We start from the raw sequence: 12351 nt of genomic DNA on the forward strand, positions 1-12351 counted from the left end.
CGCAGTGTACTGGGAGTTTCAGCGCCAGGCGATGGCGGCGTTCACCCCAGCTGCCACCAACTGGGGAACATCTGCCGCACCCGGGGCTCGGCGAAGCGCTCGTCGATCAGCATCAACACGCCACGGTCCTGATCGCCGCGGATCACCCGGCCGGCGGCCTGGATCACCTTGCGCACGCCCGGGTACAGGTAGGCATAGTCGAAACCGGCGCCGAACTGACGGCCCAGGCGCTGCTTGAACTGCTCGTTGACCGGGTTGACCTGGGGCAGCCCGAGGGTGGCAACGAAGGCGCCGATCAGGCGCGTGCCCGGCAGGTCCACACCCTCGCCGAAGGCGCCGCCGAGCACCGCGAAACCCACACCCTGCCCGTGCTCCACGAAACGCGCCAGGAAGGCCTCACGGCTGGTTTCGTCCATCCCCGGGGCCTGGCGCCACAGGGGAATTTGCGAATGCTTGGCCTCCAGCAGCCGCGCCACCTGCTCCAGGTATTCGAAGCTGCTGAAGAAGGCCAGGTAGTTGCCCGGCTGGCCGGCAAACTGGGCGGCGATCAGCTCGACAATCGGCTCCAGCGACGCCTGGCGCTGCTGGTAGCGGGTGGACACCTCGCTGACGATGCGCACCTGCAACTGCTCGGCCCGAAACGGCGCGGCAACTTCCAGCCAGGCCGTGTCAGCGGGCATGCCCAGCAGGTCGCTGTAGAAGTGCCGCGGGTTCAGCGTGGCAGAAAACAGCGTGACGCTGCGCGCCGCGCTCATCCGTGGCCCCAGCAGCCGCGCCGGCACCACGTTGCGCAGGCACAGCGTGGCCAGGCGCCGCCCCCGCGGGCCGTTGCGCGGGCTGATATCGAACAGGAAGTGCTCGTCGAACAGCTCGGCGATGCGGCTGAACTGCAGGGCCTGGAAGAAGAACTCCAGCACCTTGGGCTCGACTTCGGCGGGCGCCTGGTTCATGCGCTCCTGGATCAGCCCGATGCACTGCTGCAGGGCACGCAAGAAGGCGTCCGGCAGTTGTTCGCTGGCCTGGTACGGCGCCACCTGGGCCTTGTACAGCGCGTTCCACTGCCGATTCAGCCGGTCGAGGGCACTGCCCAGCCCGGCCGGCTTGCTCTGGCGCAACGCCAGCAACTGCCCCTGGTCGAGGCTGGCGCTGTACATCTGCCGCCCCCGCTCGACCAGGTTGTGCGCCTCGTCCACCAGTACCGCCGTGCGCCACTGGTTGGCCTGGGCCAGGCCGAACAGCAAGGCATGGGCGTCGAAGTAGTAGTTGTAGTCGGCCACCAGCAGGTCGACCCAGCGCGCCATCTCCTGGCTCAGGTAATAAGGACAGACCTGGTGCGCCAAGGCCACCTCGCGCAGGCTGGCACGGTCGAGCAGCGACACCTGCGCGGCGGCTTCGCGGGCGGCAGGGAGGCGGTCGTAGAAGCCCCGCGCCAAAGGGCAGGATTCGCCATGGCAGGCGTTCTCGGGGTACTCGCAGGCCTTGTCGCGGGCGATCAGCTCGAGGCTGCGCAGGGCTGGTTGCGGCGACGCCCGGGTGATCTGGCGCAGTGCATCGAGGGCCAGGGCCCGGCCTGGGGTCTTGGCGGTAAGGAAGTAGAGCTTGTCCAGCTGCTGCGGCACCACGGCCTTGAGCAGCGGGAACAGGGTACCGAGGGTCTTGCCGATGCCGGTGCTGGCCTGGGCCATCAGGCAGCGGCCGGTGCTCACGGCCTTGTACAACGTCTCGGCCAATTGGCGCTGGCCCTGCCTGAATTCGCGATAGGGGAATGTCAGCGCGCCAAGATCCAGGTCCCGCTCCCTCAGCCGCCGCTCCTGGGCCTGCGCCCAGGCCAGGAAGCGCTGGCACTGGGTCTCGAAGAAGTGCTTGAGCTCATCGGCTTGGTAACGCTCGCTGATCACGGTCTGGCCGTCACTGTCGACATCGAGATAGACCAGCGCCACATCGATCTCCGTCAGCTGCCGTGCCTGGCACAGCAACCAGGCATAGACCTTGGCCTGGGCCCAGTGCAGTTGGCGGTGGTTGTCGGGCTGCCTGGCCAGATCGCCACGGTGGGTCTTGATCTCCTCCAGGCGATTGCGCGCCGGGTCGTAGCCATCGGCGCGACCGCGCACCCGCAGCCCCTGGTACTCGCCCTCCAGCGCCACCTCCGCTTCATAGCCGGCGGCGCGCCGCGCCACCACCCGGCGGTGTCCGGCAATGCCCTCCTGGGCGGTGGGCGACGGGGTGAAGCGCAGGTCAAGGTCGCCAACCTTGGCGCTGAATTCACACAGGGCACGCACGGCCACGGTGTAGCTCATGCCGGCACATCGCTCCAGCGTACATGGCAGACCGCGACCGGCAGCCCGTGGGCATGGCAGAACTCGAGCCAGCGCAGCTGGTTGTCCTGCAGGCGGTCACCCGGCCCCTTGACCTCGATCATGCGGTAGCCGCCCTGCCCCGGCCAGAACTGGATCAGGTCGGGCATACCGGCGCGGTTGGCGCGGATATCCTGCAGCAGGCGCAGGAAGCAGGCCTTCAGGTGCGCGGGCGGCAAGTGCTCGAGTGCCTGTTCGAGCAGCGGCTCGTCGAGCATCTGCCAGAACACGAAAGGCGACTGCAGGCCTTGCTTGGCCTGGAAGCAGTCGCGGATGGCCTGGCGATGGCTGCCATCGTCCAGGCGCCCGAGGCAGGCGTCGAACAGTGCCGCGCGACGCTGCTGGAAGTCGACGTCGTGCAGGTCCTGCGGCCCGCTCTGGAACGGGTGGAAGAACGCCCCCGGCACCGGGGCGAAGATCGCCTCCCAGCACAGCAGGCCGAACAGGCTGTTGAAAAGGGTGTTCTCGACGTAGTGAACGCTGCCGCCTTCCTGCTCCAAATGCTGGCGCACCGCCTCTTCCACCCCCAGTGCTGCCATTTCGGCCGGCAGTTCCAGTTCGATAAGTGTCACTGCCTCGCTGCGCCGGCGCCGCTGTGCCGGACCGCCAAGCTTGCGCGCCAGACGTGGCAGCAGGCGTTCCAGGGCTTGGCGTTCCAGAGCGTTGGCAGGTGCCTGGGCCATATGCCGAGCCAGGGCATGAGCCTCTGGCCATTGCTCGCTGCGCTCGTGGACCCGGACCTGACGAATACGTGCCTCGGGGTGCGCGCAGTCGGCGTAGATCCGCAGTGCCAGGTCCCAGTCCCCCAGGCGCTCGCACTGTTGGCCGATGCTGAACAGCAGGCGCGCCCGGCGCCGGGCCAGCCAGGGGTTGCTATCGTCGAACCCGTCCAGTGCCGCGAGCAGCTCGGCAGGCGGGGCGCCCTGCTCGAGGTGCTCTGCGCACTGGTACAGGGTCATGGCCAGGTCGACCTCGGCACGCTGGCGCAAGGCCCGCGAGTCGTCGCTGAACGCCACCTGTTCGTAGCGGAACACCCCGAGGTCGGCAAGCACGAAGTCCGACCAGCTCTGGTACAGGTTGCCGAAGAACAGCAGGCGCAGGCGGTCGCACAACGGCTGCTGGCACCAATGCAGGATCCGCACCGGGAAACCTGGGCACCACTGGGCCAGCGGGCCGGCCGGCAAACCCAAAGCCTGCAACTGCTCCAGCAACCCGGCCTTGCCGGCCCGCGGCCGGGGAAGTCGCCCGGCGAAGCACGTCGCCAGCTCGTCCTTGCGCAGCAACGCCCACAGCTGCTCCACCGTCATCGGCGCGTCGTCGACCACCCAGCCCAACGCCAGCAACGGCGCCAGGGCCACCTCGGTGTCGCCAATCTCGGCATAGTCGAGCTTGTCACCGCGAAACAGCTCACCCTTGCGCATGACCATGCGTACCAGCAGGGCCTGGCTGGGCACCGGCAGTTCGCTGAAGACCTGGATGAAACCGTGCTCGTCGCGGTCCAGCAGGTCGGCATAGCGCTGCCCGACCCAGCGCAGGACCTGGCGGAAGTTGTGCAGGTAGTACAGGGGATCATCGACGGAATGGGCGATCACGGTGCTAGTCGGGTGCTGAGGAACAAGCACTGGTTATACATACAGATCACATGCCTGGGCAAGCGCGCTGGATCGACGGTCACACGATCGTTAAGAGCACTCGCCCAGAAAGCAGGCCTACTCGACGGCGCGCCACAGCGGATAGCCGCCACCCGGGCTGGCCGGCAAAGGCCGCAGCCACAGGTCGCGCCGGCCCAGCAGCTGGAACAGGCGCCGGGCCTGGTGGCTGAGCGTGCCGGCATACAGCCCCCGCAACTGTGCGAGCTGCAGGCCGCTGGTTTCAACCAGCCACTGGCTGACCGGTTCCGGGCAGGGGCGCCCCTGCAAGGCGCGGTGCAGGTACGGCAGCGCGACGCGCATGCCCGGATGACACCGCAGCACGAAGGTCTCGAGGTTGTGCCCTTGCGCCTCGAACGGGGTGAACAGCTGGCAGACCAGTTGCGCCTCGCTCACACCATAGGCGCCAGCCAGGCGCGTCTGTGCCTCGCCGCGCAAGGCCCGCCCCTGCGGCCAGGCGGTCGACGGCTGGCGCAAGCGCTGGAAGAACGCCTGGGTGCCCTCGCGATAGCTGCGCTGATCCAGGTACTGCGCCTTGAGTCCATGCAGGTGGGCCAGCGGCAAGGGATCGAACAGCCCTGACGGCCCCTGGGCCTGACTGCCCTTGACGTCCTGCCGGCCGAGCATGCGGTCCAGCGCTCCACCGTCGTCCGGGTGGCGCAACAGGTCCTCGACCATCACCAGGCGCGGCTCGCCGCCGGGCTGGCGCAGCACGGGCGAAGTCGGTGGTTGCCAGGGATCGGCCAGCACCTCGCCCAACTGCTCGAGACCCGCCGCCAGCACATTGTGAGGCGTCAGGGCGTGGGCCACCTCCACGGTATGGCGCAGGCAGCGCCGCCCCCAGGCCAGCAAGCGGTGGCGCTGTGAAAACGGCACGGCGCTGATCAGGATCTGCTCGCCGGCCTCCCCGGCCAGCGCCTGGCCCAGGCTGTTGGCCAGCTCCAGGTAGCCCCTGGCACCGAGCATCGCGTCCGGCTGCCCGCCAACCAGATGGCCGAACAGCAACCAGGCGTTGCCCGCATCGGCCAGTTGCTCGGCCGTGCAGGCCTGGCGGGCACCGAACGGGCCGAGCTGGCCACCGTCGGCTCGCAGCAGCTCCACCCGCGGATCGTCATGCAGGAACAGCGCGCTGAAGCAACGGTCGTGAAGGGCCAGGGCGGTATCGTCGAGGGTCGGCAGGCGGGCCGCCAGCACGCGCAGGCGGCAGGTGGCGCCATGGCGCAGGGCGATGCTCAACTGCGCGGCGCGCAGGCAGGCCAGCAGATGCGCGCTGCGCCGGTCGACACCGTGCAGCACCAGCACCCGAACGTTGCCGACGTATTCCTGGCCGCCGGCGATGACCAGCAATCGCTGGACCAGCAGTTGCACCGAGGCGCGCTGGGCCTGGGTCATGTGCTCCAGCAGGCGCTGCAGGACTTGCTGGTAGACATAATGCATGGCTTGGTCGTGGGTCTCGGTCATGCTATCGCTCCATCTCCCTGACGGCTTCGAGTTGAAGTCCGATTCTGGCAGATGAATAGCAAACCGAGCTTGAAGGAAACTTCCTAAAGCCTAGTAGGACATTTAGCTAAATTTGCCTGACGTCCCTGTAGGAGCGGCCTTGTGCCGCGAAAGGGCTGCGTAGCGGCCTCAAGGTTACAGCGTTGACGCATCAATCGCCGGGGCCGCTTTGCGGCCCTTTCGCGGCACAAGGCCGCTCCTACAGGGATCACACGTGGCTTCAGTGCACACCCATATCCAGCACCACCCGCCCACCACACGGACACTCGTCCATGTGCCGGTGCGCCTCGACCACCTGCTCGAACGGATACACCTTGATGATCTGCGGCGTCAGCAGCTGGTCGGCGGTGAACTGGTTGATGTCGCGCAGCGCCCGCTGCAGGGCCACCTGGTCCTGGGCGATGCCCAGCTCCGGCTTGCCGGTGAAGTTGCCGATGCAGTGCACATGGAACTGGATGTTCTTCTGGAACGCCGCGCAGGCCGGGAACGGCGTCTGGTTGCCGCCCTGCAGGCCGTACAGCACCAGGCTGCCACGCGGCGCCAGGACATCGCCGAGCAGCGACATCTGCGGGCCGCCCATGCCGTCGAGGACCATGTCCACGCCACGGCCATCGGTGTACTTGCCGATCTGCATCAGCAGGTCCTGTTCCTCGGTGACGATCACCTTGTCGGCGCCCAGGCCCAGCAGGTACTCGCGCTGTTCGGGCTCCTTGGTGGCGGCGAACACCTTCAGCCCCAGGGCCTTGCCCAGTTGCACGAAGGCCGGCCCCGCGCAGTGGCTGGCGTCGGTGACCAGCGCGGTCTGCCCGGCCTTGGCCCGCGCCAGGTCGACGAAGGCGAAGTAAGCGATCAGCAGCGGCGTGTAGTGCACGCTGGCCTCGATCGGGGTCAGCACATCCGGGTAACGGGTGATGGCGCTGCGCGGCAGGACGATCACATCGCCATACACAGGGTGGTCGTTGGCGCTGGTGGCCGGGAAGCTGGCAACCCGGTCGCCCACCGCGATATCGTCCACACCCTCGCCCACGGCGGTGACCACGCCGGCCATCTCGTGACCGATGCCGGCCGGCAGCCGCGCCTGGGACGGCGCCAGGTTCTGCCGCCAGAGCACGTCGTACCAGCTGACGCCGATCGCCTCGACGCGAATCTGCACCTCGCCGGTAGCCGGGGACGGTTCGGCCTGCTCCTCGCATCGGAGCACATCGGCCTGGCCGAACTTGTGGAAACGGATCATGCGGGACATCGCATACCTCGCCTGTGTGAATCTCGTATTACCACGGACTTTATCCGGGCTTTCACGGTTGGACCATCAGTGGCTGTTAATAGTCGACATGCCTGTCATTGATTGGGCCCCTGACAAATCTGTGCATTGGCACCCGGAAATCGGTGCAGGGTACCAGCCTTTGGCCTTAAGATTCACCCCTGCCCCACTTCAGGCGAGCCGCATCGAATGAATCGTAACGACTTGCGTCGCGTAGACCTCAACCTGCTGATCGTGTTCGAAACGCTCATGCACGAACGCAGCGTGACCCGCGCCGCCGAGAAACTGTTCCTCGGCCAGCCGGCGATCAGCGCCGCGCTGTCGCGCCTGCGCAACCTGTTCGACGACCCGCTGTTCGTGCGCACCGGCCGCAGCATGGAGCCCTCGGCGCGGGCCCACGAGATCTTCGCCCTGCTGTCACCGGCGCTGGACTCGATCTCCACCGCCGTCAGCCGCGCCGCCGAGTTCGACCCGGCCACCAGCAACGCGGTGTTCCGCATCGGCCTGTCGGACGATGCCGAATTCGCCCTGCTGCCGCAGCTGCTCAAGCGCATCCGCGCCGAAGCCCCCGGCATCGTGCTGGTGGTGCGCCGGGTCAACTACCTGCTGATGCCCACCCTGCTGGCCTCGGGCGAAATCTCGGTGGGCGTGAGCTACACCAACGAACTCCCCGCCAACGCCAAGCGCAAGGTGCTGCGCCGCAGCATGCCCAAGCTGCTGCGCGCCGACAGCATGCCCGGCAGCATCACCCTGGATGACTTCTGCGCCCGGCCCCATGCCCTGGTGTCGTTCGCCGGCGACCTCTCGGGGTTCATCGACGAGGCACTGGACGAGATCGGCCGCAAGCGCCACGTGGTGTTGGCGGTGCCGCAGTTCAACGGATTGGGGAGTTTGCTGGCGGGGACCGATATCGTCGCCACGGTGCCGGACTACACGGCCGATGCGCTGACTGCGGCGGGTGGGTTGCGGGCAGAGGACCTGCCGCTGGAGGTGCGCACCTTCGAGCTGCACATGGCCTGGCGTGGGGCGCAGGACAATGATCCGGCGGAGAAGTGGTTGCGGTCGCGGATACAGATGTTCTTTGGGGACCCCGATAGTCTTTAGGGATCGTGTCCCAGGAATTGGTGTAAAGCTTCCTGCGGCGCTACTGAGCGTCCTACCCGCCTATGCTTGACCAGCAGAAAACCAAGATTGACCATGTAAGGAATATTCCTTACCATTCAATCAGCACATCCGGGAGAACGCTCATGCCTGCCATCCACGAAATCGCCACGTTGACCTCGAAGGGGCAGGTCACGCTGCCAAAATCCGTTCGCCAGCTACTGGGCATAGACACAGGTGGCAAAATTGCATTCGACGTACGCAACGGTGAAATCGTGGTCAGCCGCGTAGAAACCACCCACGAAGACCCTGCCATCGGTGCATTCCTGGGTTTGCTGGAGGCTGATATCCGAGACGGCCGCAACCTCACCACTCTGCCGGAAGACTTGGCGCAAACCATGCTCGCCAACGCAAACCACTCCGTAAACCTGGACGAAGATATCGACGGTGAGGTCGCGATCTGATGCTGCGACATGGCTGGACACTGTTGTTCCATGAAGGTGTGACGTTACAGCTACGCAAATTGCAAGAAGCGGCCGCCCGGGCCGAGCAGAACGACCCGCAAGGTTTTGAGAGCAACGCCAACGTCAAGCTGTTTCGGGCATTGAGCCATCTGATCATGGAGGCTGTGCCTGCCGATCCGGGCCGTGATGAGTTCCGCCAAGGCAATACGCTGGGCACCGCCTACCGACATTGGCGCCGTGCAAAAATCGGCAGGCGCTTTCGGCTGTTCTTTCGCTACGACTCAAGATCCAAGGTCATCGTCTATGCATGGGTCAACGACGAAAATACCCTACGCTCCGCAGGCAGCAAATCCGATCCCTACGCCGTATTCGAGAAGATGCTGGGCCGCGGCAACCCTCCTGATGACTGGGATGCGCTGACTGCTGCGACGCGTAGCGACTGGGACGAGCCCAAAGCATAAATTACGCAAGTGAGTGAGAGATTGCACGTTTGAAACCGATCCCTCCTCGTTGCGTCCACTGGAATCCACTCGTAGCTGCTGTTGAAAGGGGTACATCTGGGGTACAAATCCAGTTTCCCGTTCATAACCTTTTGACTTATATGAATGTCAAAATGTTCTTCGGGGATCCGGACAGCCTGTAGGTCGAAAGTCCCATTCGCGTGATCAAGCGCCGGTTCGGTAACGCGGTGCAACGCGGATCACGCTTCTTGCGGTTTCGAGTCTGTGGATGGGGGGCAGCATTTTGTGGGTGCTGTACACCACCCTAGGCGCAACCTTTGTACCTGACGCAGTAACATGATCGCGCGCATGATGAATGAAGACTCAAGCCGCATCCACTGCGGCGAGACTACGATACTGTCCCTTGAAATACAGCAGTGGCTGCGCGGCGTCGGCGTCCTGCACGTTCAACGCCTTCACCTCGCCAATCACGATCAGGTGATCACCGGCAGCGTGTTCGGCGTGAATTTCACAATCGAGCCAGTGCAGGCTGCCGGCAATGATCGGGTTGCCCAGCGGCGATGTCTGCCAGTCGATGCCTTGCCACTTGTCCGTGCCTCGCCGGGCGAACTGGTTGGAAATCCCGACCTGCTCGCCTGACAGGATGTTGACCGCGAAACGGCCGGCCTGGCGAATTCCGGGATAGCTGGCCGAACTGGACATGACGCTGAACGACACCAGCGGCGGATTCATCGACACGCTGTAGAACGACTGGCAGGTAAAGCCAAGCGGTTCGCCATCACTGTGCGAGGTGATCACCGTGATGCCGGAGGCGTAGTGCCCGAGCGCTTGGCGAAAGCGCAACGGCTCGATAGCCATACAAGGAAGCGACATAGTAGGTCCTGAAGATTTGATACAACCCGCCAACTATGAAAAAGGGCCGAAGCTGCACGCCCCAGCCCTCCCACACCGCGCTCGGCTTTACCTCGCGAGTTCTCGGCGCACGATCTCTGCACCTGCACTCAGTGCATTGAGCTTGCCGCGTGCCACGGCGCGCGGCAACGGCGCCATGCCGCAGTTGGTGCACGGGTAGAGCTTGTCGGCGTCGACGAACTGAAGGGCCTTGCGCAGGGTATCGGCCACTTCCTCCGGGGTTTCGATGGCGTGGTTGGCCACGTCGATGGCCCCGACCATCACCTTCTTGCCGCGGATCAGCTCGATAAGCTCCATCGGAACGTGGGAGTTGTGGCACTCCAGCGAGACGATGTCGATCTTGGATTTCTGCAGCTTGGGGAACGCCTCCTCATACTGGCGCCACTCGGAACCCAGGGTCTTCTTCCAGTCGGTGTTGGCCTTGATGCCATAGCCGTAGCAGATATGCACTGCCGTTTCGCATTTCAGGCCTTCGATCGCCCGCTCCAAGGTGGCAACGCCCCAATCATTCACTTCATCGAAGAAGACGTTGAAGGCGGGTTCGTCGAATTGGATGATGTCAACGCCGGCAGCCTCAAGCTCGCGGGCTTCCTCGTTGAGGATCTTGGCGAATTCCCAGGCCAGCTTTTCGCGGCTTTTATAGTGCGCGTCATACAGCGTATCGATCATAGTCATGGGGCCTGGCAGCGCCCATTTGATCGGCTGCGAGGTTTGCTGACGCAGGAACTTGGCGTCCTCCACGAACACCGGCTTCTGACGAGCCACGGCGCCCACGACCGTCGGAACACTCGCGTCGTAGCGGTCACGAATGCGGACGGTTTCACGCTTCTCGAAGTCGACGCCGTCGAGGTGCTCGATGAAGGTGGTGACGAAATGCTGACGGGTCTGCTCACCGTCACTGACGATATCGATACCAGCGAGTTGTTGCTCGTGCAACGACAGACGCAACGCATCCTGCTTGCCCTCGGCCAGCGCCTCGTCTTGCAGTTTCCAGGGCGACCAGAGGGTTTCCGGCTGGGCCAGCCAGGACGGTTTGGGCAGGCTGCCGGCAGTCGAAGTGGGGAGTAGTTTTTTCATGACGCAAGGCCTTGTGTATTCGATCGTTCAAACAGCGTGATGAGCGGACCACTGCTGCAGCACGGCGTGGTACGGCTTGATGAATTGTTCTTCGGCATACTTGCCTTGCTCTATGGCCAGACGGCTGCGCTCTTCGCGATCGTAGACAATTCGAGTCAACGAGTAGTCCTGGTGTTTCAGGCTGGGTTGATAGGACTTGCCTGCCGCCGAGTTCGCGTTGTAGATCTCGGGGCGGTAGATCTTCTGGAAGGTGTCCATCGTGCTGATGGTGCTGATCAGCTCGAGATTGCTGTAATCACCCAGCAAGTCGCCGGCAAAGTAAAACGCCAGGGGCGCGACACTGTTCGGCGGCATGAAATAGCGCACCTTCAGGCCCATCTTGGCGAAGTACTCATCGGTCAATGAGTACTCATCCTGCTGGTATTCATGACCCAGGACCGGGTGCTGATTTTCAGTGCGCTGGTAGGTCTTGCTGCTCGAAACGCTCAGGCAGATGACCGGCGGCTTGTTGAAGTGTTCCTTGAAAGCGCTCGAATTCACGAAGCGCTTGAACAGTTTCCCGTGCAGCTCGCCAAACGCCTCCGGCGTACTGAAACCGGACTGCCCCTTGTTGTGCTCCAGCAACAGCACGCTGAAGTCATAGTCCCGCACGTAAGAGGAGAAATTGTTCCCGACAATGCCTTCGATGCGCTCGTTGGTCTTGTGGTCGACAATGCTGGTTTTCAGGATCTCAATCAACGGCAAGGCATCGCCTGCCTGTTCACCCGCGATCTTCATCTCGACGGAAACGATATCGAGCTCTACCGAATAACGGTCACCCTTGGGGTTGTCCCAATGCGCCAGGGCATTGAAGCGATTGTCGATCATCGCCAGCGTGTTGCGCAGATTCTGTTGGCGGCTCGCGCCCCTGGCCAGGTTGGCAAAGTTGGTGGTGATGCGGGTGTTGTCCGCAGGCAGATAGTCCTCGTCGAAACGAATACTTTTAATGGCGAACGTGAAGGTTTTATTCATTGTGACCCGGCACCCTGATTCCCGAAATAGATCCTGAAAAGTCTTCCTGCTTGCCCGGCTTCGAAGGAAAAATTCAATGGGGGGATTGTCAATAAACGGCCACAATGAGACAAACTCATTTTTCTTGAGATGATCTTTAATTCCACTCATGATCAATCCAACGCACCTGCGCACGATGCACGCCCTGCGCGATACCGATAGCCTGCACGACGCCGCTGCCCGCGCTGGAGCGCGGCGACCTGGCCAGCCAGACGCTGATCACCTACCCCATCGAGCGCCACCGCCTGGACATCTTCACTCGTTTTTTCGAGCCCGCGGACATCGAGCCCGCGCAGGTGCGGACTTCGGAGCTGACGGCCAAGGACATTTCGTTTGCGACGCTGGAAGGTGTCAATGTCGTATCAGGGCTGGCGATATGAGGCCCATGATCACCGACCGTTGTACCCCGATGAATGCCCGCTGATACCGCCAATTCCGCTTTCACGAATCGCCATGTTCTTGAGGCATCCGGACAGACTTTGAGTGATGTCCAAGGGCAACGTCGTGGTCTGACGTGGCGCC

At 63.8% G+C, this 12351-nt stretch carries 10 protein-coding genes and 1 pseudogene; 4 read left to right on the forward strand and 7 right to left on the reverse strand.

Features of this window, described 5'->3' with window-relative positions; translation table 11 throughout:
- Nucleotides 1-41 precede the first annotated feature (41 nt).
- The 4 genes from NMG10_RS13960 to NMG10_RS13975 all read right to left on the reverse strand — a co-directional run bounded on the left by NMG10_RS13960 (nucleotide 42) and on the right by NMG10_RS13975 (nucleotide 6746).
- A complete protein-coding gene (locus NMG10_RS13960; RefSeq protein WP_254464557.1) occupies nucleotides 42-2297 on the reverse strand; it encodes an ATP-dependent DNA helicase in 2256 nt (751 codons plus the stop codon).
- Complete coding sequence (locus tag NMG10_RS13965; RefSeq protein ID WP_254464558.1) at nucleotides 2294-3946, reverse strand: VRR-NUC domain-containing protein; 1653 nt, start codon at nucleotides 3944-3946, stop codon at nucleotides 2294-2296. The genes NMG10_RS13960 and NMG10_RS13965 overlap by 4 nt, the downstream gene beginning before the upstream one ends.
- Before the next feature lie 117 nt (nucleotides 3947-4063).
- Entirely contained in the window at nucleotides 4064-5464 is a 1401-nt protein-coding gene (locus NMG10_RS13970; protein ID WP_254464559.1) for a hypothetical protein, read from the reverse strand.
- A 259-nt stretch (nucleotides 5465-5723) separates the two neighbouring features.
- On the reverse strand, nucleotides 5724-6746 hold the full coding sequence (locus NMG10_RS13975) for a zinc-dependent alcohol dehydrogenase family protein (protein WP_110738667.1): 1023 nt from the start codon (nucleotides 6744-6746) through the stop codon (nucleotides 5724-5726).
- Nucleotides 6747-6953: 207 nt separating this feature from the next.
- Here NMG10_RS13975 and NMG10_RS13980 point away from each other — a divergent pair, with 207 nt between their 5' ends.
- The 3 genes from NMG10_RS13980 to NMG10_RS13990 all read left to right on the forward strand — a co-directional run bounded on the left by NMG10_RS13980 (nucleotide 6954) and on the right by NMG10_RS13990 (nucleotide 8790).
- Nucleotides 6954-7868, forward strand: coding sequence for a LysR family transcriptional regulator (locus NMG10_RS13980; protein WP_232857215.1), 915 nt, complete (start codon nucleotides 6954-6956; stop codon nucleotides 7866-7868).
- Nucleotides 7869-8011: 143 nt separating this feature from the next.
- Complete coding sequence (locus NMG10_RS13985; protein WP_232857222.1) at nucleotides 8012-8329, forward strand: type II toxin-antitoxin system PrlF family antitoxin; 318 nt, start codon at nucleotides 8012-8014, stop codon at nucleotides 8327-8329.
- On the forward strand, nucleotides 8329-8790 hold the full coding sequence (locus tag NMG10_RS13990) for a type II toxin-antitoxin system YhaV family toxin (RefSeq protein ID WP_156859478.1): 462 nt from the start codon (nucleotides 8329-8331) through the stop codon (nucleotides 8788-8790). Before NMG10_RS13985 ends, NMG10_RS13990 begins: the two co-directional genes overlap by 1 nt.
- Before the next feature lie 363 nt (nucleotides 8791-9153).
- Here NMG10_RS13990 and NMG10_RS13995 read toward each other — a convergent pair whose 3' ends face one another.
- From NMG10_RS13995 to NMG10_RS14005, 3 genes are all read right to left on the reverse strand, one after another.
- On the reverse strand, nucleotides 9154-9663 hold the full coding sequence (locus tag NMG10_RS13995; RefSeq protein WP_254464560.1) for a flavin reductase family protein: 510 nt from the start codon (nucleotides 9661-9663) through the stop codon (nucleotides 9154-9156).
- Between the two features lie 87 nt (nucleotides 9664-9750).
- Nucleotides 9751-10779 (reverse strand): methionine synthase, encoded by a 1029-nt coding sequence (locus tag NMG10_RS14000; RefSeq protein ID WP_254464561.1) that lies wholly within the window; start codon nucleotides 10777-10779, stop codon nucleotides 9751-9753.
- 27 nt (nucleotides 10780-10806) lie between these two features.
- On the reverse strand, nucleotides 10807-11790 hold the full coding sequence (locus tag NMG10_RS14005; protein ID WP_254464582.1) for a DUF1852 domain-containing protein: 984 nt from the start codon (nucleotides 11788-11790) through the stop codon (nucleotides 10807-10809).
- A 236-nt stretch (nucleotides 11791-12026) separates the two neighbouring features.
- Between NMG10_RS14005 and NMG10_RS14010 the strand changes: the two are divergent.
- Nucleotides 12027-12209, forward strand: a pseudogene (locus tag NMG10_RS14010) (hypothetical protein); the annotation flags it as partial.
- Nucleotides 12210-12351 lie beyond the last annotated feature (142 nt).

It is taken from the genome of Pseudomonas sp. DVZ6, from assembly GCF_024259445.1.
GTDB lineage: Bacteria > Pseudomonadota > Gammaproteobacteria > Pseudomonadales > Pseudomonadaceae > Aquipseudomonas > Aquipseudomonas peradeniyensis.

What these genes read in the sequence shown, in the direction of transcription:
- NMG10_RS13960 (WP_254464557.1), bottom strand. Translation starts at nt 2,297, where the DNA reads ATGAGCTACACCGTGGCCGTGCGTGCCCTGTGTGAATTCAGCGCCAAG.
- NMG10_RS13970 (WP_254464559.1), bottom strand. Translation starts at nt 5,464, where the DNA reads ATGACCGAGACCCACGACCAAGCCATGCATTATGTCTACCAGCAAGTC.
- NMG10_RS13975 (WP_110738667.1), bottom strand. Translation starts at nt 6,746, where the DNA reads ATGTCCCGCATGATCCGTTTCCACAAGTTCGGCCAGGCCGATGTGCTC.
- NMG10_RS13980 (WP_232857215.1), top strand. Translation starts at nt 6,954, where the DNA reads ATGAATCGTAACGACTTGCGTCGCGTAGACCTCAACCTGCTGATCGTG.
- NMG10_RS13985 (WP_232857222.1), top strand. Translation starts at nt 8,012, where the DNA reads ATGCCTGCCATCCACGAAATCGCCACGTTGACCTCGAAGGGGCAGGTC.
- NMG10_RS13990 (WP_156859478.1), top strand. Translation starts at nt 8,329, where the DNA reads ATGCTGCGACATGGCTGGACACTGTTGTTCCATGAAGGTGTGACGTTA.
- NMG10_RS13995 (WP_254464560.1), bottom strand. Translation starts at nt 9,663, where the DNA reads ATGTCGCTTCCTTGTATGGCTATCGAGCCGTTGCGCTTTCGCCAAGCG.
- NMG10_RS14000 (WP_254464561.1), bottom strand. Translation starts at nt 10,779, where the DNA reads ATGAAAAAACTACTCCCCACTTCGACTGCCGGCAGCCTGCCCAAACCG.
- NMG10_RS14005 (WP_254464582.1), bottom strand. Translation starts at nt 11,790, where the DNA reads ATGAATAAAACCTTCACGTTCGCCATTAAAAGTATTCGTTTCGACGAG.